The organism is Aquimarina brevivitae (genome assembly GCF_004216895.1).
In the GTDB taxonomy this organism is placed as follows: Bacteria; Bacteroidota; Bacteroidia; order Flavobacteriales; family Flavobacteriaceae; genus Aquimarina; species Aquimarina brevivitae.
Window position 1 is genome coordinate 316,306 of record NZ_SGXE01000001.1, and the last position, 23,340, is coordinate 339,645.

Here is a 23,340-nt window from a genome sequence, read left to right on the forward strand (position 1 = left end):
TTCTAATGATACTATATTTGCATCAAAATTGTATCTCGTGAGTACATCCCTTATCTCGCAGCTCTATGCACAGTCTCTGCAACTGCAGAAACTGAAAGCTGCTATTGCACAAAATCAAGCCAATATTCACCTACAAGGACTAGTTGGTTCCTCTTTATCCTTTGTGATTGAAAATGCCTTTAAATCAGTAGAAGCTCCTATTCTATGTATTTTTAATGATAAAGAAGAAGCAGCCTATCACCTAAATGACTTAGAGCAATTACTTGGTGACAAAAATGTACTCTTTTATCCGGGGAGTTATCGCCGACCTTATCAGATAGAAGAAACCGACAATGCGAATGTATTGCTCAGGGCTGAAGTACTCAACAGAATTAACTCACGAAAAAAACCTGCCTTAATTGTTACCTATCCGGATGCGCTTTTTGAAAAAGTAGTAACCCGAAAAGAATTAGAAAAAAATACGCTAAAAATCAACCGCGGTGATACACTTTCGCTAGACTTTGTCAACGAAGTTTTATTTGAATATCAATTCAAAAGAGTAGATTTTGTTACTGAACCAGGTGAATTTTCGGTTCGCGGGGGTATCGTTGATGTGTTTTCTTTTAGTAATGATAATCCGTATCGAATTGAATTTTTTGGAGAGGAGGTTGATAGCATTCGAACGTTTGATGTAGAGACACAGCTTTCTACTGATCAAGTAAAAAAGATTATGATTATCCCCAATGTAGAAAACAAAACGCTTCAGGAAACCAGAGAAAGTTTTTTAAAATATATCGCAGCCAAGACTGTAGTGTTTGTACAAGATATTGACCTATTAAGCTCGCAGATTGATAAAAACACCGAAAAAGCAGAAGAAGCCTTTAAAACCTTGTCCAAGGACATTAAACACAGTGCTCCCGAAGAATTGTTTTGTACTTCAACCCTATTAAAAAAACAACTCCTTGAGTTTACCTTAGTAGAAATCGGAAGACGACCGATGACTAAGGCTGATTATACGGTAGTGTTTGACACCAAACCGCAACCCTCATTTAATAAACAATTTGATCTACTGATCCAAAACCTTAATGAAAATCACAGTGATGGCTATAAAAACTACATCTTCTGTGTAAGTGAGCAACAAGCCAAACGATTCCATGATATTTTTGATGATGCAGATCTGGATGTGAAGCAATATGAGACGATTGTGTTTTCAGCATTTCAGGGATTTATTGATCATAAATCAAGAGTAGTGTGTTATACGGATCATCAAATTTTTGAACGCTACCATAAATTCAGTCTCAAAAACGGCTATGCTAAAAAACAAGCCATTACACTCAAAGAACTTACCAACCTAGAGGTAGGTGATTATGTAACTCATATTGATCACGGTATTGGTAAGTTTGGTGGCCTTCAAAAAATAGAAGTTGAAGGAAAAAAGCAGGAAGCAATCAAATTAATTTATGGCGAACGTGACGTCCTTTACCTAAGCATCCATTCATTACACAAAATTTCAAAATACAATGGCAAGGACGGTAAAGCCCCTCAAATTTATAAGTTGGGGTCCAAAGCCTGGAAAAACTTAAAGCAAAAAACAAAGAAGCGGGTAAAAGAAATTGCTTTCAACCTCATTCAATTGTATGCCAAAAGAAAATTACAGAAAGGTTTTCAATATGCGCCAGACAGTTATTTGCAGCACGAGCTCGAAGCCTCTTTTATCTATGAAGACACTCCCGATCAAAGTAGCGCTACTGCAGCCGTAAAAGAAGATATGGAAAGTAAACGACCTATGGATCGATTGATCTGTGGTGATGTTGGTTTTGGTAAAACCGAAGTGGCTATCCGAGCTGCCTTTAAAGCGGTAGATAATGGAAAGCAAGTAGCGGTGTTAGTACCTACTACGATTTTAGCGTTTCAGCATGCTAAAACCTTTAGAGAACGACTAAAGGATTTTCCGGTAACAGTAGACTACCTTAACCGGTTTAGAACGGCAAAGCAAAAAAGAGAAACCCTTGAAAATTTAGCACAGGGAAAAGTCGATATCATTATTGGCACCCATCAATTGGTTAACAAAAATGTACAATTTAAAGATTTAGGGTTACTGGTCATTGACGAAGAACAGAAGTTTGGAGTTGCAGTAAAGGACAAATTAAAAACCATAAAAGAAAATGTCGATACCCTAACTCTAACCGCCACTCCAATACCCAGGACGTTACAGTTTAGTTTAATGGCTGCTAGGGATTTATCAACGATAACTACTCCACCCCCTAACCGATATCCTATAGAAACACAGGTAGTGCGATTTAATGAAGAGGTAATTAGAGATGCTGTAAGCTACGAAATTCAACGCGGAGGTCAGGTATTTTTTATTCATAATAGAATAGAAAATATCAAAGAAGTAGCTGGTATGATTCAACGTGTGGTACCTGATGCCAAAATAGGAATAGGACACGGTCAAATGGAAGGTAAAAAGTTAGAGACATTAATGCTATCCTTTATGAATGGCGAATTTGATGTTTTGGTTTCCACCACCATTGTAGAAAGTGGCCTGGATGTTCCTAATGCCAATACGATATTTATCAACAACGCCAATAACTTTGGCGTTTCGGACCTGCACCAAATGCGAGGTCGGGTTGGTAGAAGTAATAAAAAAGCATTCTGTTATTTTATTACACCGGAGTACTCAGCGATGACTGAAGATGCACGTAAACGAATCACAGCATTAGAACAGTTTTCTGAATTAGGAAGTGGATTCAATATCGCCATGAAAGATTTAGAAATTCGAGGAGCTGGTGATTTATTGGGGGGTGAACAAAGTGGATTTATTAATGAAATTGGGTTTGACACCTATCAAAAAATTCTAAACGAAGCTATCGATGAACTTAAAGAAGTAGAGTTTAAAGAACTTTATGCCGATGAAAACAAGGATAAAGTTTATCTCAAAGACACTCAGATCGACACTGATTTTGAGCTTTTATTTCCGGATCACTATATCAATAATATTTCGGAGCGTTTAAACCTATATACGGAATTAAATAACATCAAGTCCGAAAATGAACTGCAGGCCTATGAACAACGACTCATTGACCGATTTGGAGAACTCCCTGAGCCTGCTGTTGATTTACTAAACTCTGTTAGGATTAAATGGATCGCTACCTCCATTGGATTAGAAAAAGTGGTAATGAAACACAACAAAATGGTGGGCTACTTTATCAGTGATCAGCAATCCGACTTTTACCAAAGCCCAACGTTTACCAAAGTGTTACAGTATGTACAAACACATGCTTCAAGCGTAAAAATGAAAGAAAAACAAACCCGAAATGGGCTACGTTTATTACTTACTTTTGAAAAAATAAACTCCATTGATAAAGCATTACAAGTTTTACAACCTTTGAAAACCACAACTCAACATTCCGAATAACGATAAAATACTTGTAATTAATTAGTTATAAAATAATTACACTAGATTTTAAAGTACATAAAAACCGTAAAAATAATATAGATTATCGGTAAAAAGCATATTTTACAGGATAAAGTGTGTTAATTTATTCTTAATGTATCTAATTTATGCTTCTTTTATTCCTATTTTTAAATAACGATAGCTATTAACCAAGATGCATAAAGAAAGATATAGTTTTCTCCTCAACTCAAAAAAAACCACAAGGATGCGAAGCCGTCGTTCTGCATATCCGAAACTTTATGTACTTAATTATGCTAAAATTAAAGATCAATTTCGACAAGAAGTAAATAATTATCGCAACCACCCAGAACTTATTAATATCGAAGAATTCGCAATGAACTATTCCTTAGGGTATCATATCTGTCATAATATTGAAGACTTTATCAGTAAGGAATGTATGTTTTTGGAAGTAAAAAAATACCTGGAAGGAATTCATTTTTTTGCTTAATCCTCATTTACCTCTATTTTTATACTATTATCTGATTTAATTGGCTAACTTCCTAAGTCTTTATTTCATCTAGATATTTACTATATTTCGCAATAATTATATTTAAAGTACTTTGTTCTTACCCCTTATAAACGTTGGTTTGTCGGGTTAATGACGGGTCAAAGTCAAGCGGAATCATTTGAGATATTTAAGCCATCCCTTAATATTGCATCAGAAATGAAAGAGAAAACGAATACTGATAAACAAACAACAGTAAGTAGTCCGCTTTCTAAAAATGCAAGTATTATGAAACAGCCAGAATTAGGTCTTAAAATTTCTGAACTTCGAAAATCGAAAGGTTATACGCAAGAGGAGCTTGTTGAAAAATGCAACATAAGTGTACGTACCATTCAACGTATTGAAGCCGGTGAGGTTACCCCGAGAAGTTATACCATCAAAACTATACTCTCCGCCTTGGATTATAATTTAAAAGACATTAAATCCGAAAGCAATACCATTACTGACGAATTTAAACGATTCTTTCACTTAGAGATAGATGACTCAAAAGAGGCTGGTCATCTTATACAACAATTGAACTTCGCCTGGATTAGTGGTATTATTTATTTTATGCTCGGTTTTGGTGAAATCGCTGTAGATTATGCACGTTACGAAAATAACGAAATGGTTGTAAGCACAGTGTTTTATATTGTTCTTAAACTATTGGTCTTAGTCTCTTTAGTATTATTTACCAGAGGATTTGTACTTACTGGTAAACTATTCAATAATTATCTGCTTAGAATTACAGCTTTCATATTCATATTCATAGGATGTGTTTTTTACTGTTATGATATACTATCTTTATTTACCGGGACTTTTGAGTACCAATTTGTTTTAGGAGCGCAAGCCATAACCTATGGAATAATTGGCTTACTCTTTGGAATAGGCATCTTAAGACTACAAAAAATCTTAGGCACTATAGCCCTGGTGACCGGCATCTTTGAGATCATTAGTTACGGATTTATGATTACGGTCTTGCTTGCTATTGTAGGTCTCTTTTTCCTTACACCTACTATCATTTTAGAAATTATTCTTCTTTATAAAGTAAGCCAAATGATCAAAGCCAAATATAAAGAACTGACCACTCCGTAATCTCTTTCATAAATTTTAATTCCCTTACTGCTATCAAGCTTCTAAACTTGATAGCCCAAACAACTATTGTCTAATTTTAAAACAAATTATTATGAAAAAAGTAGCTCTATTTACATTGCTTCTATGCACTACTGCAACCCATTTATTTTCACAAAACAAAGTCGATGTCATTTTTTTAACGGATCACTATGAAGCCTATCTACAAAAAGCTAATAGCTCTGCAGACCAACAAGAGTTGTACACTTCAACCGTACAGCTACCGATTTATAGCACCTATTTTAAAACCAGTCAATACGCACCCTTTGTCTTCGAGGAACTAGCAAGCGAAACAGTGAATAATGAAAAACTTACCAGTCAAGTGAAACAGATCAAATCCAATAAAGCCAAGATACAGGAATTGATAGAAAAAAGTTTTGAAAAGTGTACTACTAGTATTCCTCTTGATCAACTATCGATATATGTAATCCCTCCTAAAAGTGAACTGAATTTTATGTCCGATACAATGAGTGGTGTATTTGGCTTAACTGCAGGAGAAAATGCGATATTGCTCTCCATCGACCCAACGATCAATGGCTGGGAAAAAATGCTGAGTTATGCGGTTGCACACGAGTATTACCACGCCTACTGGACCAAACAAAATTATCATAAAATAACCGGATGGAATATATTGGATTTTATGTGTTTTGAAGGTAGAGCAGACTATTTTGCCAAACAATTATTTCCGAAGGTAAGAACTCCCTGGACCGAAACCTTATCTAAACAAGAAGAAAAAGAACTTTGGGAATCACTTTTGCCTGAACTTACCAATCAAGATTTTGAATTTTTGCTGCAGGTAATGTTTGGCTCCGACAACTATCCTAAGTGGGGTGGATATGCACTCGGTTATACCATTACCAACAACGCATTGCAAAAAGAAAACACGTTAAGCATTAGCGAATGGACTACTAAACAGCCTATAGAACTTTTAGCGCTTACCGATTTTCAAACGGATTAAAAGTAAGCAAAAGATTAGGCAGAATTAGTTTTCTGCCTAATTTCTAAAATTTTTATAGATACGTTGAGGAAAATGTTGTTTTAACAAAGCATATTGATTGATATCGATTACTTCTAGTTTTCCATAATTGGCTAGTTCTTCGACCTGAATCCCAGTACTAGCACCAACCACTGCTGTGCTTATAGCTTTATGTTTTAAAACATAATCAATAGCCGTGTGAGAGCGCGGTTTGTTTTCCACAGTAGCATTTCGTAACGTGTCTGTATATTTTACTACTTCTTCTTTGGTATGCTCCAAATACGCACTCGGCTCTTTACCAGCTAACAGACCTTTTGCAAGAGTACCTCTGGTCAACACACCGATGTTATGATTTAGTAATAGCTGAAGGCATTCTTCTTCAGGTCTACGGTCTAACAAGCTGTACTGCATCATCACTGATGCTATATTGGATTTAGCTACAAACGTTTTAATTACATTTGGTCTAATAGACGATATTCCATAATATCGTATTTTACCTTGTTCTTTTAAGAGTTCGAAAGCTTCGATAGTTTCGTCAATAGGGTCTTCTATCGTTCCGCCATGTAGTTGATACAAATCAATATAATCCGTTTGTAATCGCTTCAGGCTTTGGTCTACTGCTTTTAAAATATACTCCTTTTTAGGGTTCCAAAGCCAATCTGAACCATCTGGTTTCCATTGATTACCCACCTTAGTAGCGATGATAATATCCTTGCGACAATGTTTTAGACTTTTCCCAAGAATTTCCTCATTTTTACCCTTGTCGTAAAGATCTGCAGTATCAAAAAAATTAATCCCACCATCCAATGCTGTATGAATAATTGAAGTAGCAAGCGTTGGGTCTGAAACAGGAAGTGACATGCATCCTAGAGACACCGCGCTTACGTTCAGTTTAGAGTTTCCTAAATAACGATAATACATAAGTATAAAATACGATTAAAAATGATAAAATGCGTCTTCGATATGTTCAATTCTCCGGCCCAACTTATTCTCGATAATGGCTACAATATCAAAACGTAACTCTAAATCCAAATCATTCTCGGTAATGTAGTAATCCATGGCCGCAACCAAATGTTGTATTTGTTTGGGCTTTACAAAGTCTTGTGGGTTTCCAAATTCAGGAGTGCTTCTGGTTTTGACTTCGGCTGCTACCAAGATTTCATTTTTTGTGGCGATAATATCCACTTCTGCCTTTCGGTATCTATAGTTCTTTTCGAGTATTGTATACCCTTTTTCTTCTAGCAACGCAATTGCTAGTTTCTCTCCTTTTTTGCCTAATTCGTTATGCTGTGCCATACCTAAAGGTAGTTAAGGGTTACGGTTTCACCAACTTGCACAGCCACTTCAGTTCCAAAAAGTAAGGTTTGATTATTCTTTACATGCCCAAAAGGACAATTAAAGGCCACCGGAAAATTATAATCTGAAACTATTTCCGCTATGATTTGCAAAGCATCTTTGCCAAAAGGTACTGTATTATCGTGCATTTTTGTCATTCCCCCGATTAATAAACCCGCTATATTTTCAAAAAAAGCATTACGTTTTAAATTTTGAGCCATTCGATCTACGTGGTATAAATATTCATCCAGGTCTTCAATACAAATGATTTTATTTGTGGTTTCGATGGCCGATGCTGATCCACAAAGTGAATATAACATGGATAGATTACCACCTATTAATTCTCCTTGCATATGTCCTTGCCTATTTCCAGTATATCCCTTAAAAACAAGCTTTTTTGGTGTCCCAAAAATTGAATTTTTAAACCCTTCAATCGCAGAGGGTAAACACTTATGCAAGTCGATGGGCATTGGAGCATGCATAGTAGCTACACCTAAGTTATGAATATGCGTATGCAAAACGGTAATATCAGAATATCCTATAATCCATTTGGGTTGTTGTTTAAACTTTGAAAAATCGATCTCGTCAATTACTCGCACTGTTCCGTAGCCTCCTCTGGCACACCAAACCGCTGCTATTTCATCATTGTCAATCATTGATTGAAAATCAGCCGATCGTTCATTATCTGTACCCGCAAATTGATGATATTCCTTATCAATAGTCTTGCCTAATATAGGTACTAGACCCCAAGATGCGATTAGCTTCAAGGAAGCTTTAATTTCTTTACTACTCACCTTGCGAGCCGTTGAAACAATACCAATTTTGTCTCCTTTTGTTAAAAAAGTAGGTTTTAACATTTAAAATCTGTTTTTAGTATACTAAGTAACAAATACTTTCGTTTTAATATATTATATTAGGAAGAATTTGTCCCTTAAATTTTGCTTTAAATCTAAATAACCTATGTCGCCAGATACTACTTCTTGTAATTTAGCATCCTTAGACGTTTACGTACCCACGCCAGAAAATCCCTGGAATGTCACTCGAATACATCATTTATACCGCAGGGTTGGTTTTGGAGCCTCCAAAGCTCAGGTCTTAGATGCCCTCGCCCAAAATAATCCAGAAGCACTGGTAGATTCTTTAGTAGATGAAGCCTTGGCCTTGGCGCCAACCGTGCCTCCTATTTGGTCTACCTGGAATCGCGATGATTTCGAAGCTGCTGAGGACGCCAATGAAGCTAACGATACCAGATATTATAAACTGCAAGGTAAATTGCAGATGACTACAGATATGCTTCAAAATAACTTGAGGGATCGATTAACCTTATTTTGGAGTAACCATTTTGTAACAGAAGACGATACTTATCGAAGTCCGGCCTATCAGGCACAATATTATAATTTATTACAATTACACGCCATCGGCAATTTCAGAGATTTTGTGTATGACATTGGGATTTGTAATGCGATGTTAGAATATCTCAATGGCGATGAGAATGTAAGGGATAGACCTAATGAAAACTATGCGCGTGAGTTATATGAATTATTTACGTTAGGCGTAGACAACGGATATACCGAAGAAGATATTAGAGAAACTGCGAAGGCGTTAACCGGATATGTAGATACGAATGATATCCCCTGGGGGGATATTTTATTCAATGCCAATCAATTTAGTAATGATACCAAAACCATATTTGGTCAAAGCGGTAACTGGGGCTATGATGATGTAATTAACATCTTATTTCAAGAGCGTACCAATCAAATCGCAACCTTTATTTGTGCTAAATTGTATACTTATTTTGTAAGTACCACTTGTAACGAAGACATTGTTGCACAGATGGCGCAAACTTTTATCGCTAATAACTTTGAACTTGCACCGGTGTTACGACAAGTATTTAAAAGTCAGCACTTTTTTGACATGGAAGCCATTGGATCCATCATAAAAAGTCCGTTGGACTTAACACTATGCTTTTATAATGAATTAGGATTCTCCTTGCCTGCGGACTTTGATACTATAGATTTTTTAAGAGATGCGAGTAGAACTTTAGGGCAAGATGTATTAAACCCGATCGACGTTGAAGGATGGCAAGGCGACGAGGATTGGATAAGCCCGGATTACCTTATTGGCAGATGGGAAGTTGCTCGTTTTTTTATCACAAGAGCTTGGGCTGAAAATCAACCGCAATTCAGAGATTTTGTAGTAGGACTACCTATAGGTACTGCTGCAGATGGGGTATTAGATGTTTCACTAAGTGGAGCCGATGTTGATATTGCCGTTAGAGCTTTAATCAACTACTTTTTCCCAAGAGGAATCGAAGATCAAATTTTATTTGATGAAATTTCAGGTGTTTTTAGGGATATCTTTCCTCCGACCTATTACGAACCTGATGCAACAGATCCAAATATCTGGCGATTGAGCTATAATGAAGTAGCAGATCAGTTTGTTGCGCTTCTTGATTTTATTATAGATATCCCCGAATTTCAACTTAAATAAGAATTACCATGTGTCAACATAACCACCATCAATATACTAAATCCGCTGCATCTTGTAATACTGAAGATCACAAAAAATGGAACAGAAGATCTTTCTTGCAGGCCCTCGGTCTTGTAGGAGGCGGATCTATGATGCTAGCGAATACCTCGCTTTCAGTATCTAAGCCTTCCCCTTTATCAGCTGCGTTAAGTCAGTCAGAGAATGACAACATTTTAGTCATTGTTCGATTACAAGGAGGTAACGACGGTTTTAACACCATTATTCCAGTATATGATTATGATATCTATGCTAATGCGCGTCCATTGATTAGAATACCTCCTAGTGAATTTATCAATCTCGAAAGAGATCAGTTTGCCATGCCAAAACCGATGAACAAATTAGAATCGGTTTGGGGCGAAGGTCAAATGAAAGTTGTACATGGGGTAGGCTATGAAGATTCTTCATTGTCGCATTTTACTGGATCTGATATTTGGGCACATACCAATTTGGTAGAAGAGGAAAGATCTGGCTTTATGGGGAGATATTTTCAGGAAATTTATCCAGATTATATCTTCAATCCACCGCCAAGCCCACCTTCAATCCAAATAGGAAGTATAGGAAACTTAATTTTTAGAGGACCAGAGAATGATTTTTCCTTTGCCGTTTCTAACCCAAGACGTTTAGAGCAAATTATTGAAAACGAGCGTTTTTATAACACTTCAGAATTAGGTGATTGTACCTATGAAGATCGACTAAGACACCTTAGAGAAGTTACCAACACTACCTTTACCTATGCTGAAACCATTAGTGCAGCTTATGAGCGCTCTACAGATTTTGGTGGCTATCTCGATGATAGCATGGGACGACAGTTTAATATCATTTCTAGATTGATTAAAGGTAACCTAGGTACCAAGGTTTTTCTAGTGACGTTAGGAGGTTTTGACACCCATAACGATCAGATAAGAAGACATCAAGGGTTGCTTAATTCGTTCTCCGAAGGAATAAGTAATTTTTACAAAGACCTTGCTGCTGCTGGATGGGATGACAAAGTCTTAACGATGACGATATCAGAGTTTGGACGTCGTTTTAGAGAAAATGGATCTTTAGGTACCGATCACGGAACTGCTGCTCCTATCATGTTTTTTGGAACTGGATTAAACGGTAGCGGATTTGTAGGAGAACACCCAGATTTATCAAACCTTAGTAGAGGAGGAAACGTATATAACACTACGGATTTTAGACAGGTGTATGCTACGGTGATGAAAGATTGGCTCTGTATCGATCAAAGCACCGTGGGCCGTGCATTGTTAGGTGCCGAGTTTGAATCCTTAGATTTAGGATTTAACTGTTCTGGTACAAATCCAAATATCCCTAATGATGGCGAAGGTTTAACTCATATTGTAACATATAGTGATAGTCAAACCTATATCAACATATTCAATCCACAAACTACGCACGTAGATATTGCTTTGTATAATGTTGTAGGCCAAAAGGTAGCTACGCTTCGAAACGAGATGTTATTAGAAGGACAATACGTAATTAATGTTAAAGAAGCAGCTCAAACTCGATTGAGTACTGGTCCATACGTATACCAAATCCAAACCGGTAATGGAAATTACAGCAAATCGATAATCATTTCATAACCTATTTAGATAGGATTTTATAGAATAATTAAACCCTCACCTTGTATAACTTGGTGGGGGTTTCTTACCTTTGTGCCTTATTTTAAAATTACTTATGAGCACACAAGGAAGATATACGATCACAGCAGCTTTACCTTATACCAATGGACCTATCCATATCGGACATTTAGCCGGTGTTTATGTACCGGCAGATATCTATGCTCGATATTTAAGGCTAACAGGTAACGACGTGGCCTTCATCTGCGGAAGCGATGAGCACGGTGCTGCCATACCCATGCGTGCGCGTAAAGAAGGTGTGACTCCTCAAGTAATCATCGATAAATACCATACGATGATTAAAAAATCTTTCGAAGATTTTGGGATTACGTTTGACAATTACTCCCGTACTTCCGCCAAAATCCATCATCAAACCGCCTCTGAGTTTTTTAAAAAATTATACGATGATGGTAAGTTTATTGAAGAAACAGCAGAACAACTCTACGATCCTGAAGCCAAGCAGTTTTTAGCAGATCGTTTTGTTACAGGGACTTGTCCTAAATGCGGACACGAAGAAGCCTATGGTGATCAGTGCGAAAAATGTGGGAGTTCCCTAAATGCAACAGATTTAATAAATCCAAAATCAACAATTTCTGGAGCAGAACCAATACTCAAAGAAACCAAACACTGGTATCTACCTCTTGATCAATACGAAGACTTTTTAAACGAATGGGTCATTAAAGGGCATAAAAAAGATTGGAAGCCTAATGTATACGGGCAAATAAAATCCTGGATTGATGAAGGCCTACGTGCAAGAGCAGTCACTCGCGATTTGGATTGGGGAATCCCAGTTCCTGTTGAAGGTGCAGAGGGAAAAGTACTCTATGTGTGGTTTGATGCACCCATAGGTTATATTTCTTCTACTAAAGAATGGGCAGAAAGAGAAGGAAAAGCATGGGAACCGTATTGGAAGGATAAGGATACCAAACTAATCCACTTTATCGGTAAAGATAATATCGTTTTTCACTGTATTATATTTCCGAGTATGCTCAAAGCTGAGGGTAGCTATGTCTTACCAGAAAATGTACCCGCTAATGAATTTTTAAATCTCGAAGGTAATAAACTGTCTACCTCAAAAAACTGGGCGGTTTGGTTACACGAATATTTGGAAGAGTTTCCGGATAAACAAGATGTTTTACGTTATGTGTTAACGGCCAATGCACCGGAAACAAAAGATAACGATTTTACCTGGAAAGATTTTCAGGCAAGAAACAATAACGAATTGGTTGCCATATTTGGTAATTTCATCAATCGCGTTGCGGTGCTGACGCATAAATACTATGACGGAATCATTCCAGCACCTGGAGCTCTAAACGAAGTAGATAAAAAAACACTGAAAGAGCTCAGCGCTTATCCAGCAGTTATTGCAAGCTCTATTGAGCGCTACCGTTTTAGAGAAGCCAGTCAAGAATTGATGAATGTTGCCCGCTTAGGTAACAAGTATCTAGCAGATGAAGAACCTTGGAAATTGATCAAAACCGATGAAACACGCACCAAAACAGTAATGTATGTTGCACTACAGATTGCATCTGCCTTAGCCGTCTTATCTGAGCCTTTCTTACCGTTTACAAGTAGTAAGTTAAATTCTATTTTGGGCCATTCAGAGCTTGAAACTGAATTCTCCTGGAACGATATTGCTGTGAAAGAGACCTTGCTACCTGCTGGTCACCAGATACATCAAAGTAAACTTTTATTTTCAAAAATTGAAGACACCGAAATACAAAAACAATTGGACAAGTTAGAAGCCACCAAAAAAGCAAATGAAGCTGAGAAAGCATCAGTAGAACCGCAAAAAGAGGAAGCTACATTTGAAGATTTTACCAAAATGGATCTGCGTGTAGGAACCATTATTGAAGCCGAAAAAATGCCCAAAGCAGAAAAGCTATTGGTTCTTAAAGTGGATACCGGCATTGACACGCGCACCATTGTATCGGGTATTGCAGAACATTTTGCGCCAGAGGCTATTATCGGCAAAAAAGTAACCGTATTGGTTAATTTAGCTCCACGAAAGCTTAGAGGTGTAGCAAGTGAAGGGATGATCCTCATGACCGAAACCCCAGAAGGGAAACTAGTATTTGTAAACCCGGATGAGGATGGTGTTCAACCTGGAACTATCATTAGCTAGATGCTCAAAATAGCATACCATCCTATTTATAAACACCCATTACCCGAAGGGCATCGTTTTCCTATGGAAAAATACGAGTTGTTACCCAAACAGCTCTTACATGAAGGCACTTGCACTGAAGATAACTTCTTTACCCCTACTTTCCCAAGTGACAAGGATATTCTTGCTGTGCACGACAGCGATTATTATAAACAACTTACATCGCTATCCTTAGACAAAAAAGCCATCCGTAAAATTGGCTTTCCGTTATCCGAAGAACTGATCAAAAGAGAAGTGATTATTGCTGATGGTACGATAAAAGCTTCTAGAGACGCGTTGAATCACGGCATTGCTATGAACATTGCTGGTGGCACACACCACGCCTATACCGATCGGGGTGAGGCTTTTTGCTTGCTCAACGATCAAGCTATAGGCGCAAGCTATTTGCTTAGAAATGGTTTAGCCAACAAAATTCTTATTGTGGATCTCGATGTCCATCAGGGTAATGGAACAGCTGAAATTTTTACAAATAACAATCAGGTGTTTACCTTTTCCATGCACGGAGCCAAAAATTATCCGTTTAAAAAAGAAAAATCAGACTTGGATATTGAACTCCCCAATGGAACGAAAGATGAAGCTTATCTCAACCAATTAAAAACCATTTTGCCTAAACTAATTAAGGAACAAAAGCCAGATTTTATATACTACTTATGCGGAGTAGATATTTTGGAAACAGACAAATTAGGAAAATTGTCTTGCAGCATTCAAGGATGCAAAGAGCGCGATCGATTTGTGTTACAAACCTGTAAAGACTTAGAGTTACCGGTAATGTGTTCTATGGGTGGTGGGTATTCTGCTGAAATTAAAATCATCATCGATGCCCACGCTAATACCTTTAGAGTAGCTCAGGAAATTTTCTTTTAAAAAACAAGTAGTCATTTGTAATTGGATTTTATTGTATCTTTCCTTCTGATACTTTTCAATAACAGTATGGAAAAAAAGTGTTTGGAATGTGACCAAAAAATAATTGGCCGAGCGGATAAGAAATTTTGTAGTGACTACTGCAGAAATGCCTATAACAATAATCTCAACCGCGATTCCAAAAATCTGGTTCGAAACATCAATAATAAACTTAGAAAGAATTATCGCATCTTAGAAACGCTTAATCCCGGAGATAAAACCACTACTACCCGATCGAAACTATTAGCTAAAGATTTCAATTTCGAGTATTTCACCAGTATTTACACTACCAAAACAGGAAACACCTACTATTTCGTTTACGATCAGGGCTATTTAGCCTTAGAAAATGATTTTTTTGCCTTAGTAAAAAGAAAATAATACTATGTTAGAATACCCTATATTAATCTTTATGCTGTTTGCTTTATTTGTTGCAACCATAATTTTGCTCATCAACTACTTTAGTACCAAAAACCGCATCCGAAGAAAACTGAAAAAAATAAAGCCTACTGCGATACTATCCTGTAAAGAAAATCAGTATGTGAAAATTATAGGCAAGGCTCACAATCTAAAACCTGCGCTGATTTCACCACTGAGTAAAAAACCTTGTGTATATTATCAAGTAGAGGTAGAGCGCAGACGTAGTTCTGGTGATAGTAATACCTGGCATACCATCATCAAAGATGAACAATTCATTGATTTTAGTATTGATTCCAAAGGTCAAAAAGCCATCGTTGCTGCTAAAGTTCCTGAAAACGCTAAGAAAGTCTATTTGACTAAAGACTTCAAAAAAAGTTCTGGTACATTTAATGATGCTCCTGATTATATCGAAAACTATTTAAAGACTTTCGAAAAAAGTAGCCAGGGTTTCCTCGGTTTGAATCACGACATGAGATATAGGGAGGGAATTATAGAAATTGGTGAAGAAATAGCAGTTTTAGGCATTGCAAAATTTAGGGAGTCCGAATATAATTTAGATCATTATTCTTCTACTGACCTATTTATATCCGGAGACCCGGAAAGAAAATTATTTATCACTGATGACCAAAAGACTGTACAACAATTATAGATCACGCCAGTATTGACTGTTTAATTTTAACGCAGCCTTCATTACATCCTTTTGACTGATTTGACCTACTAATTTACCGTCTTCTAAAATCGGAAATCTTCTTCTTTTAGTTTCTAAAAATTTGTTAGCCGCATCAAAGATATTGAGGTTGCCGTCAATAGTTTCTACATTTCTTACCATGAATTTCTCAACTGTTGCATCCTGTATTGGCATATTATAATACCTACTTTCATTGAGCTGTTTAATACAGTCTCCTTCAGAAATAATACCTAACAACTCTTGATTCTCTCCTACCACAGGTCCACCAGAAATTTTATGCTTTACTAAGCTTTCAATAACTTCCATTACAGATTGGTGTGGTTTAAAAGTGATAAGCTTTCTGCTCATATAATCGGACACCTTTATAGGTGCTTCGTGCTCCTTTTTAGTCTTTGATCGTGCACCTTGAAAACTGATAATACCCATATGCTTAGTGATTTAGTGAATCTTAAATATAGTAATTAAATAGCATTTAATCAACTGTAGTGTAGCCTTTAGTTTATCTAAAAACTTATTTTCTTATCTTTAAATCATAAAACAAACTTTACCTACACACACTATTTACTATAAAAGCTAACTACTTCAACCATGAAAAAGATACTATCTTCAATTTCCTTCATTCTCATAATTTTAGCCATTTGGTACACACATAACAGTACAACTCCAAATGCTTCAATTTCCGATCAGGTTGAAGCCTCAGCATTCTCCACAGAAAGAGCCCTTCGGCACGTGAAAAACATAGCGCAAGAGGCACACTATTTAGGGAGTCCCAATCATACTACCGTTAAAAATTACTTAGTACAAGAACTGAACAAATTAAACTTATCCCCTAGCATTCAAGAAGGGTTTGCGATTTCTGATGCAGGGACATTAAGTAAACCTCAGAATATTGTTGCCAAAATAGAAGGCACTGACAGTAGTAAATCATTACTCCTTTTATCTCATTATGATAGTAACCCTCACTCCTCTCTTGGAGCTAGTGATGCAGGAAGCGGTGTAGCCACTATTTTGGAAGGAGTCAGCGCTTATCTAAATACTGGCAAAAAGCCTAAAAATGACATTATTATCTGTTTTACTGATGCAGAAGAATTAGGCTTAAATGGGGCTGATCTTTTTGTTTCACAGCATCCCTGGGCCAAAGACATAGGTCTTGTCCTCAATTTTGAAGCCCGTGGGAGTGGTGGTCCCTCCTATATGCTCATGGAAACCAATGGTAAAAATGGAAATATGATCAAGGAGTTTATGAATGCAAACCCAGAATATCCTGTATCTAATTCTTTAGCCTATAGTATTTACAAACTACTTCCTAATGATACGGACCTCACCATATTTAGAGAAAAGGGAAATATTGACGGTTTTAATTTTGCGTTTATTGATGATCATTTTGACTATCATACCGCAAATGACACCTGGCAAAACTTAGATCTTAATACCTTGAAACATCAAGGCAGCTATTTAATGCCGTTATTGGATTACTTTGCAAAGGCAGATCTTAGTAACCTTAAATCAAATAAAGACTTTCTTTACTTTAATGCTCCTGTTATGGGTATGGTAAGCTACCCATTTGACTGGATATATCCGTCAGTCGGTATAGGGCTACTACTCTTTATTCTTTTGCTGATTTATGCTGCTAAAAAAAAGCGAATAGTTGCAGCAGAAGTAGGTAGTGGGTTTTTAGCTTTTATCATTTCATTAGGTTTATCTGGAGCGCTTAGTTATGCACTATGGAAATTGGTGTTGATTCTTTATCCAGGATGTAATGATATACTACACGGATTCCCCTATAATGGCTATTATTTAATTGCAGTAGCGGTATTACTTGCTGTTGCTGTATTTTTTAAAGTCTATAGCTTATTTGATAACACCAAAGAAACTCCGAGCTTAATGGTTGCCCCGCTAACATTTTGGTTGCTCATTTGCGGAGCAATTTCAGTGTATTTGCCCGGAGGAGCCTATTTGATCATTCCAGTAGTATTAGCATTAGTTTGTTTTTTGATTATGATCAATCAAAAAAAGCCGCTTCCGATATTAATGCTTCTTATTAGCTTACCTGCAATCTTTATTCTAACACCTTTCATTACTTCGTTTCCTGTGGCGTTAGGATTAAAAATTTTGTTTGCTTCAGCAGTGCTCACCGTGCTTTTAGCTGCATTGCTTCTACCGGTTGTAGGGTATTACGAAAAAAAAGGGTGGATAGGGAATCTGGCATTTTTTGCGGTACTTATATTTTTTGGCATTGCACATCTCAATGCAGACTTTACCGAAGAACGTCCTAAACCTAATAGTTTGGTGTATTATTATGATCAGGATCAACAAAAAGCGTATTGGGCTACTTACGACCATAAGTTAGATGATTACACCAAGAATTATATTGATCGGCTTAAGAATGTTGCAGATAATTTCAATACTGAAACCATAACAAGTAAATATAACAACAGTTTTACTTATGTAACTCCAACCGATAGTAAACCAATTTCCACCGCTAGGATAGAAGCTACTTATGATACCTTAATTGGTGACATTAGATATATGGATATCTGTATCACTCCACAGCGAAGCCTAAACCGTATGGATCTATACTTGGCCAAAAGCACTAATTTTAAAAAATTAATAGCCAATGGTGTAGTACCTAGCGATGTGATAACTAAACAAGGTAAAAAGTATAATGCATTTACCCATAGGTGGAATGACAGATTGTTGACCTACCATCTGCGACCTAATGAATCCTTGGAATTACGTTTACAACTCCATAAAGATTCCTTGGCAAATATGGTGCTCTATGAAGCCTCTTACGACCTACTCAACAACCCATTATTCACCGTTGCGGAACGTAAAAATTATATGATGCCCAAACCCTTTGTGGTTAACGATGCAGTAATGACCAAAAAAACTATAGATTTGAATACGGTTCCCCACATCAAAGATCTTATTTCTTCTAACCCAGAAAATAGTGTAACAGATAATGAGTAAAACAATTAGTATTTTGGGTATCGGATGGCTTGGCTTTCCGCTGGCCCTGGATCTGATAGCGAAAGGATATCAAGTAAAAGGAAGTACAACTTCTTTAATGAAAATCAGAAAGCTCAAACAAAAAGGAATACAACCTTATCATATTATTGTAAAAGAAAATGGTATCGCTGGCGAAATAAAAGAGTTTTTAGAAGAATCGGAGGTACTGATTATAAACATCCCGCCAGGTTTGCGTGGCAATCCTGACATTAATTTTGTAGCTAAAATCAAGAATCTGATAGCACCTATTAATAAATCTACAGTTAAACAGCTGCTTTTTGTCAGTTCTACTTCTGTTTTTGAGGATCTAGAAGACTTTCCTATTATCAATGATACAACTACGCCATTAGCTTCCAAAAATGCAGGAAAACAGCTTATACAGGCTGAGTCACTTTTAACGGATACTAAAAGCTTTCAGACAACTATACTTCGATTTGGAGGATTATTTGGTCCTAATCGCCACCCGGCTACGATGCTATCTGGTAAAACCGATTTAAAAAACCCTAAAGCTCCGGTGAATTTGATACATCAGCAGGATTGTATTGGTGTGATCAACGCTATACTAAACAAAGACATTTGGGGTGAAACTTTTAATGCTGCCTACCCTGATCATCCCGAGAAAGAAACATATTACACCAAGATTTGTGAGCAAATGGGGTTACCAATACCTCAATACGATTACGAGACCGTTTCAAAAGGAAAAATCATTAGTGCAGCTCTACTTATGGAAGCCTTAGAATTTGAGTTTAAATTCAACTTATATTCTATTTAACTATCTCTTTTTTCATAAAATATTAAAGTTCCCAATTTGCATATTTTGATTAGCACGACTTTTTGAGAGGTAAAATCAATGACTTATTTTCACTGAAAACAGTGTAGTATTAATTTTAATATTCGACTTGTTTTGTATTAGATACAAATTAAAAACTCTAATATAAAACCTAACTTTATGAAAAAAGTACTTACTACCCTTTGGATTGTTACTATGCTTGTATTATTTGATTCTTGTTCAACAGAAGACGGTCCAACATCAATTGAAACAGAAATAATGCCAATGGAGCTGTCCGAAATATATACCCCAAACGGTATAGTCGGTTCATCTAGTCTAAATAAAAACTCTAATCCTAATATCACCAAGGTATGGAATACGACAGACTATGGTGAATCCCGTTTTTTATTAGATGAAACAAATGTAAAGACTATCAGAGAGAGAGATGTCTTAAATAATGAAATTTTCACTTTTAGATTTTTGAGAGAAGGGCCTAATTTTATCTATGGCATAGATGACTCCAGGGAACTTTACATAGCTCTTCCTATTTGGAACGCTGGTAAAAATGCCCACGCCTATTTTAGAGAACCAGGAAGTTCTTGGGTACAATGGCGAATTTTTAAGTATTCAAGTTGTATCAACGACACTACCAAACCAACAATTGCATCAAACCCTGATGCTCCCCTATGGTATGAACAATACCGAAGAGATGGGTTTATAAACTTTAGCAATATGATACTTTGCCTAGGTGAAGAAAACCCTAAGCTTTTAGACTATATTCCTGCTACTCGAGCATACTTAAATATTACTGATAATTGCGACCAAGATTTAACATTTATTCAAACTCCAGCTCCTGGAACTATAATCACTCAATCACAACATCTAACTGGTCAAATTAGGGTGATTGATGATAATAGTAATGAATTAATTGTAAGGTTTTATGATTACATAAGATTATGTAATTGATAAAATAGAACACATTTCTTATAAAAAATCCAGACCTGAAACAGATCTGGATTTTTTTTATAAGTTTTTGAAAAGTTTCTTACCCTTTCAAACTAGCGCTCAAATATTCTCTATTCATACGAGCGATATTTTCTAAAGAAATACCTTTTGGACATTCGATCTCACAAGCACCAGTATTGGTACAGTTACCGAAACCTTCATCATCCATTTGTTTTACCATAGCTAATACACGGTCAGTAGCTTCTACCTGACCTTGAGGTAATAATGCATATTGCGAAACTTTGGCAGAGGTAAATAGCATTGCTGATGCGTTTTTACAAGCTGCTACACAAGCTCCACAACCAATACAAGTTGCTGCAGCAAAAGCGTCATCCGCATTTTCCTTTTCAATCGGTATCGCATTAGCATCAATAGTATTACCAGAGGTATTTACAGAAACATAACCCCCAGCTTGTTGTATTCTATCAAATGCACTTCTGTCAACCATAAGGTCTTTGATTACAGGAAATGCTTTCGCTCTAAACGGTTCTATAAAAATAGTATCTCCATCATTGAACATACGCATGTGCAACTGACAAGTGGTTACCAAACGGTCAGGACCGTGCGGTTCCCCATTAATCTGTAAGGAGCAAGATCCACAAATCCCTTCTCTACAATCGTGATCAAAAACCACAGGTTCTTCACCCTTGTTGATCAATTGCTCATTCAACACGTCTAGCATTTCTAAAAATGACATATCACCCTCTATCCCTGAAATAGGATAGTCCACCATCTTTCCTTCTGAGTTGGCATCTTTTTGACGCCATATTTTTAATGTAAGATTCATATTCTTTTAGTTTTTAGTAATTAGTATTGTGAGTTGTGAGTTTAGCACTCCTAAGCAATACTGCTACTATTTATAACTACGTGTTTTTACTTCAATATTTTCGTAATTCAACTCTTCCTTATGCAATACTGCATCCTTAGGTTCGCCTTTGTACTCCCAAGCGGAAACATACATATAGTTTTCATCGTCTCTCAAGGCTTCTCCTTTTTGTTCACCTTCTTGTTCTACAGACTCTTCTCTAAAGTGTCCTCCACAAGATTCGTTACGATCTAGAGCATCCTTAGCAAACAACTCTCCTAATTCTAAGAAATCTGCTACTCGACCAGCCTTTTCTAATTCAGAGTTCACACCTTCAGCGGTTCCAGGAACTTTTACATTTTCCCAAAAATCTTTGCGTAATGCTGCTATTTCCTCGATAGCTTCTTTTAATTCTTTTTCATTACGAGACATCCCACATTTGTTCCACATGATTTTACCAAGCTTCTTGTGGTAATAATCAACAGAATGTTTACCAGAACCGTTTAATAATTTTTCTAAACGCTCTTTTACATCTTTTTCTGCCTGATCAAACTCTGGAGAATCTGTTGGAATTTTTCCTGTTCTAATATCTTGAGATAGGTAGTCTCCTATGGTATACGGTAATACGAAATATCCATCGGCTAACCCTTGCATTAAAGCAGAGGCACCTAAACGGTTCGCTCCGTGATCAGAGAAATTAGCCTCTCCTGCAGCATAACAACCAGGAACGGTGGTCTGTAAATTATAATCTACCCATAAACCGCCCATTGTATAATGCACTGCTGGGTAAATCATCATCGGTGTTTTGTATGGATTCTGATCTACAATCTTTTCATACATCTGGAAAAGGTTTCCATATTTGGCTTCGATGATTTCTTCTCCTAGTTTTGTTATTTCCTCTTTTGAAGGATTTGCGATACCAGAAGTATATGCTTTTTCTTTTCCATAGCGTTCAATAGCAGAAGCAAAATCTAAATACACTGCCTCCCCTGTTTTATTCACTCCAAAACCAGCGTCACATCTTTCTTTTGCTGCTCTAGAAGCCACATCACGTGGTACAAGGTTACCAAAAGCAGGGTAACGACGCTCTAGATAGTAATCTCTTTCGTCTTCGCTAAGCTCAGTTGGTTTTAATTTACCAGCACGTATTGCTTCTGCATCTTCTTTTTTCTTTGGTACCCAAATTCTTCCATCGTTACGTAACGACTCGGACATCAAGGTCAACTTAGACTGATGATCTCCTGAGACTGGTATACACGTAGGGTGAATTTGAGTAAAGCAAGGATTTGCAAAGAAAGCACCTCTTCTGTGAGCTCTCCAAGCAGCCATTACATTACTACCCATAGCGTTGGTACTTAAATAAAATACGTTACCATATCCCCCGGTTGCTAATACCACTGCGTGAGCAGAATGACGTTCGATTTCGCCAGTAACCAAGTTACGCGCAATAATACCTCTTGCTTTACCGTCAACCAATACTAGGTCTAACATTTCGTGTCGGTTATGAGGCACGATTTTACCACGGTTGATCTGACGGTTCATTGCAGAATATGCACCAAGTAATAATTGCTGTCCTGTTTGACCTTTTGCATAGAAAGTTCGCGATACTAATACTCCACCAAACGAGCGGTTATCTAACAATCCACCGTATTCTCTTGCAAAAGGAACTCCCTGAGCAACACATTGGTCGATGATGTTACCTGAAACCTCAGCTAAGCGATATACGTTGGCCTCTCGAGAACGGTAATCTCCTCCTTTGATGGTGTCATAAAACAGACGATAATCGGAGTCACCATCTCCTTGATAGTTTTTAGAAGCGTTTATCCCTCCCTGTGCCGCAATAGAATGCGCTCTTCGTGGAGAGTCTTGGTAACAAAATGTTTTAACGTTGTATCCTAATTCAGCTAATGTTGCCGCAGCACTACCACCCGCTAAACCTGTTCCTACAACAATGATATCTATATTTCTCTTGTTAGCTGGGTTAACAAGATTGATTGAATTTTTATGTTTTGTCCACTTTTCTGCCAGTGGGCCTTCTGGTATTTTAGAATCTAATATTGACATATGTAGTGGTTT

Annotated in this window: 19 protein-coding genes; 13 read left to right on the top strand and 6 right to left on the bottom strand. The window is 36.9% G+C overall.

The genetic code is table 11. The features are described 5' to 3' along the window. Positions 1–37 precede the first annotated feature (37 nt). The 4 genes from mfd to EV197_RS01275 all read left to right on the top strand — a co-directional run bounded on the left by mfd (position 38) and on the right by EV197_RS01275 (position 6,006). Positions 38–3,397: a transcription-repair coupling factor gene (mfd, locus tag EV197_RS01260; protein ID WP_130284922.1), complete on the top strand. Its 3,360-nt coding sequence runs from the start codon at positions 38–40 to the stop codon at positions 3,395–3,397. A 193-nt stretch (positions 3,398–3,590) separates the two neighbouring features. Next, entirely contained in the window at positions 3,591–3,884 is a 294-nt protein-coding gene (locus EV197_RS01265) for a hypothetical protein (protein ID WP_130284923.1), read from the top strand. A 216-nt stretch (positions 3,885–4,100) separates the two neighbouring features. Then, a complete protein-coding gene (locus EV197_RS01270; RefSeq protein WP_165388970.1) occupies positions 4,101–5,012 on the top strand; it encodes a helix-turn-helix domain-containing protein in 912 nt (303 codons plus the stop codon). Positions 5,013–5,103: 91 nt separating this feature from the next. Further along, positions 5,104–6,006: a DUF2268 domain-containing putative Zn-dependent protease gene (locus EV197_RS01275; protein WP_130284925.1), complete on the top strand. Its 903-nt coding sequence runs from the start codon at positions 5,104–5,106 to the stop codon at positions 6,004–6,006. A 36-nt stretch (positions 6,007–6,042) separates the two neighbouring features. On the opposite strand, the gene EV197_RS01280 is transcribed toward EV197_RS01275, so the two are convergent. Genes EV197_RS01280 through EV197_RS01290 form a run of 3 tightly spaced genes read right to left on the bottom strand, consistent with a single transcriptional unit; the run spans position 6,043 to position 8,216 of the window. Beyond that, positions 6,043–6,945: an aldo/keto reductase gene (locus EV197_RS01280; protein WP_130284926.1), complete on the bottom strand. Its 903-nt coding sequence runs from the start codon at positions 6,943–6,945 to the stop codon at positions 6,043–6,045. A 15-nt stretch (positions 6,946–6,960) separates the two neighbouring features. Further along, the gene (locus EV197_RS01285) at positions 6,961–7,320 is read right to left on the bottom strand and encodes a YraN family protein (RefSeq protein WP_130284927.1); all 360 of its coding nucleotides are present in this window, start codon (positions 7,318–7,320) and stop codon (positions 6,961–6,963) included. 2 nt (positions 7,321–7,322) lie between these two features. Next, entirely contained in the window at positions 7,323–8,216 is an 894-nt protein-coding gene (locus EV197_RS01290; protein WP_130284928.1) for a S66 peptidase family protein, read from the bottom strand. A 103-nt stretch (positions 8,217–8,319) separates the two neighbouring features. On the opposite strand from EV197_RS01290, the gene EV197_RS01295 reads away from it, so the two are divergent. The 6 genes from EV197_RS01295 to EV197_RS01320 all read left to right on the top strand — a co-directional run bounded on the left by EV197_RS01295 (position 8,320) and on the right by EV197_RS01320 (position 15,637). After that, the gene (locus EV197_RS01295) at positions 8,320–9,849 is read left to right on the top strand and encodes a DUF1800 domain-containing protein (protein ID WP_130284929.1); all 1,530 of its coding nucleotides are present in this window, start codon (positions 8,320–8,322) and stop codon (positions 9,847–9,849) included. Between the two features lie 8 nt (positions 9,850–9,857). Next, positions 9,858–11,471: a DUF1501 domain-containing protein gene (locus EV197_RS01300; protein ID WP_130284930.1), complete on the top strand. Its 1,614-nt coding sequence runs from the start codon at positions 9,858–9,860 to the stop codon at positions 11,469–11,471. A 94-nt stretch (positions 11,472–11,565) separates the two neighbouring features. Further along, positions 11,566–13,632: a methionine--tRNA ligase gene (metG, locus tag EV197_RS01305; RefSeq protein ID WP_130284931.1), complete on the top strand. Its 2,067-nt coding sequence runs from the start codon at positions 11,566–11,568 to the stop codon at positions 13,630–13,632. Next, on the top strand, positions 13,633–14,535 hold the full coding sequence (locus tag EV197_RS01310) for a histone deacetylase family protein (protein WP_130284932.1): 903 nt from the start codon (positions 13,633–13,635) through the stop codon (positions 14,533–14,535). 66 nt (positions 14,536–14,601) lie between these two features. Beyond that, positions 14,602–14,949 carry a hypothetical protein gene (locus EV197_RS01315; RefSeq protein ID WP_130284933.1) on the top strand — a complete coding sequence of 116 codons (348 nt, stop codon included), beginning with the start codon at positions 14,602–14,604 and terminating at the stop codon, positions 14,947–14,949. 4 nt (positions 14,950–14,953) lie between these two features. Beyond that, complete coding sequence (locus EV197_RS01320) at positions 14,954–15,637, top strand: hypothetical protein (RefSeq protein WP_130284934.1); 684 nt, start codon at positions 14,954–14,956, stop codon at positions 15,635–15,637. On the opposite strand, the gene EV197_RS01325 is transcribed toward EV197_RS01320, so the two are convergent. Beyond that, positions 15,632–16,102, bottom strand: a complete 471-nt coding sequence (locus tag EV197_RS01325; protein WP_130284935.1) for a CBS domain-containing protein — start codon at positions 16,100–16,102, stop codon at positions 15,632–15,634. The genes EV197_RS01320 and EV197_RS01325 overlap by 6 nt on opposite strands. A 162-nt stretch (positions 16,103–16,264) precedes the next feature. On the opposite strand from EV197_RS01325, the gene EV197_RS01330 reads away from it, so the two are divergent. The 3 genes from EV197_RS01330 to EV197_RS01340 all read left to right on the top strand — a co-directional run bounded on the left by EV197_RS01330 (position 16,265) and on the right by EV197_RS01340 (position 20,420). Then, positions 16,265–18,646, top strand: coding sequence for a M28 family peptidase (locus tag EV197_RS01330; protein WP_130284936.1), 2,382 nt, complete (start codon positions 16,265–16,267; stop codon positions 18,644–18,646). Beyond that, positions 18,639–19,457, top strand: a complete 819-nt coding sequence (locus EV197_RS01335; RefSeq protein ID WP_130284937.1) for an NAD(P)-binding domain-containing protein — start codon at positions 18,639–18,641, stop codon at positions 19,455–19,457. Before EV197_RS01330 ends, EV197_RS01335 begins: the two co-directional genes overlap by 8 nt. Before the next feature lie 213 nt (positions 19,458–19,670). Then, positions 19,671–20,420 carry a hypothetical protein gene (locus tag EV197_RS01340; protein WP_130284938.1) on the top strand — a complete coding sequence of 250 codons (750 nt, stop codon included), beginning with the start codon at positions 19,671–19,673 and terminating at the stop codon, positions 20,418–20,420. 79 nt (positions 20,421–20,499) lie between these two features. Here EV197_RS01340 and EV197_RS01345 read toward each other — a convergent pair whose 3' ends face one another. Beyond that, complete coding sequence (locus tag EV197_RS01345) at positions 20,500–21,246, bottom strand: succinate dehydrogenase/fumarate reductase iron-sulfur subunit (protein ID WP_130284939.1); 747 nt, start codon at positions 21,244–21,246, stop codon at positions 20,500–20,502. 66 nt (positions 21,247–21,312) lie between these two features. Further along, entirely contained in the window at positions 21,313–23,328 is a 2,016-nt protein-coding gene (locus tag EV197_RS01350; protein ID WP_130284940.1) for a fumarate reductase/succinate dehydrogenase flavoprotein subunit, read from the bottom strand. Positions 23,329–23,340: the final 12 nt, after the last annotated feature.

Excerpts from the sequence above, each read along its gene's own strand:
- EV197_RS01265 (WP_130284923.1), top strand. The coding sequence starts at position 3,591 with ATGCATAAAGAAAGATATAGTTTTCTCCTCAACTCAAAAAAAACCACA.
- EV197_RS01270 (WP_165388970.1), top strand. The coding sequence starts at position 4,101 with ATGAAAGAGAAAACGAATACTGATAAACAAACAACAGTAAGTAGTCCG.
- EV197_RS01275 (WP_130284925.1), top strand. The coding sequence starts at position 5,104 with ATGAAAAAAGTAGCTCTATTTACATTGCTTCTATGCACTACTGCAACC.
- EV197_RS01280 (WP_130284926.1), bottom strand. The coding sequence starts at position 6,945 with ATGTATTATCGTTATTTAGGAAACTCTAAACTGAACGTAAGCGCGGTG.
- EV197_RS01285 (WP_130284927.1), bottom strand. The coding sequence starts at position 7,320 with ATGGCACAGCATAACGAATTAGGCAAAAAAGGAGAGAAACTAGCAATT.
- EV197_RS01290 (WP_130284928.1), bottom strand. The coding sequence starts at position 8,216 with ATGTTAAAACCTACTTTTTTAACAAAAGGAGACAAAATTGGTATTGTT.
- EV197_RS01295 (WP_130284929.1), top strand. The coding sequence starts at position 8,320 with ATGTCGCCAGATACTACTTCTTGTAATTTAGCATCCTTAGACGTTTAC.
- EV197_RS01300 (WP_130284930.1), top strand. The coding sequence starts at position 9,858 with ATGTGTCAACATAACCACCATCAATATACTAAATCCGCTGCATCTTGT.
- metG (WP_130284931.1), top strand. The coding sequence starts at position 11,566 with ATGAGCACACAAGGAAGATATACGATCACAGCAGCTTTACCTTATACC.
- EV197_RS01310 (WP_130284932.1), top strand. The coding sequence starts at position 13,633 with ATGCTCAAAATAGCATACCATCCTATTTATAAACACCCATTACCCGAA.
- EV197_RS01315 (WP_130284933.1), top strand. The coding sequence starts at position 14,602 with ATGGAAAAAAAGTGTTTGGAATGTGACCAAAAAATAATTGGCCGAGCG.
- EV197_RS01320 (WP_130284934.1), top strand. The coding sequence starts at position 14,954 with ATGTTAGAATACCCTATATTAATCTTTATGCTGTTTGCTTTATTTGTT.
- EV197_RS01325 (WP_130284935.1), bottom strand. The coding sequence starts at position 16,102 with ATGGGTATTATCAGTTTTCAAGGTGCACGATCAAAGACTAAAAAGGAG.
- EV197_RS01330 (WP_130284936.1), top strand. The coding sequence starts at position 16,265 with ATGAAAAAGATACTATCTTCAATTTCCTTCATTCTCATAATTTTAGCC.
- EV197_RS01335 (WP_130284937.1), top strand. The coding sequence starts at position 18,639 with ATGAGTAAAACAATTAGTATTTTGGGTATCGGATGGCTTGGCTTTCCG.
- EV197_RS01340 (WP_130284938.1), top strand. The coding sequence starts at position 19,671 with ATGCTTGTATTATTTGATTCTTGTTCAACAGAAGACGGTCCAACATCA.
- EV197_RS01345 (WP_130284939.1), bottom strand. The coding sequence starts at position 21,246 with ATGAATCTTACATTAAAAATATGGCGTCAAAAAGATGCCAACTCAGAA.
- EV197_RS01350 (WP_130284940.1), bottom strand. The coding sequence starts at position 23,328 with ATGTCAATATTAGATTCTAAAATACCAGAAGGCCCACTGGCAGAAAAG.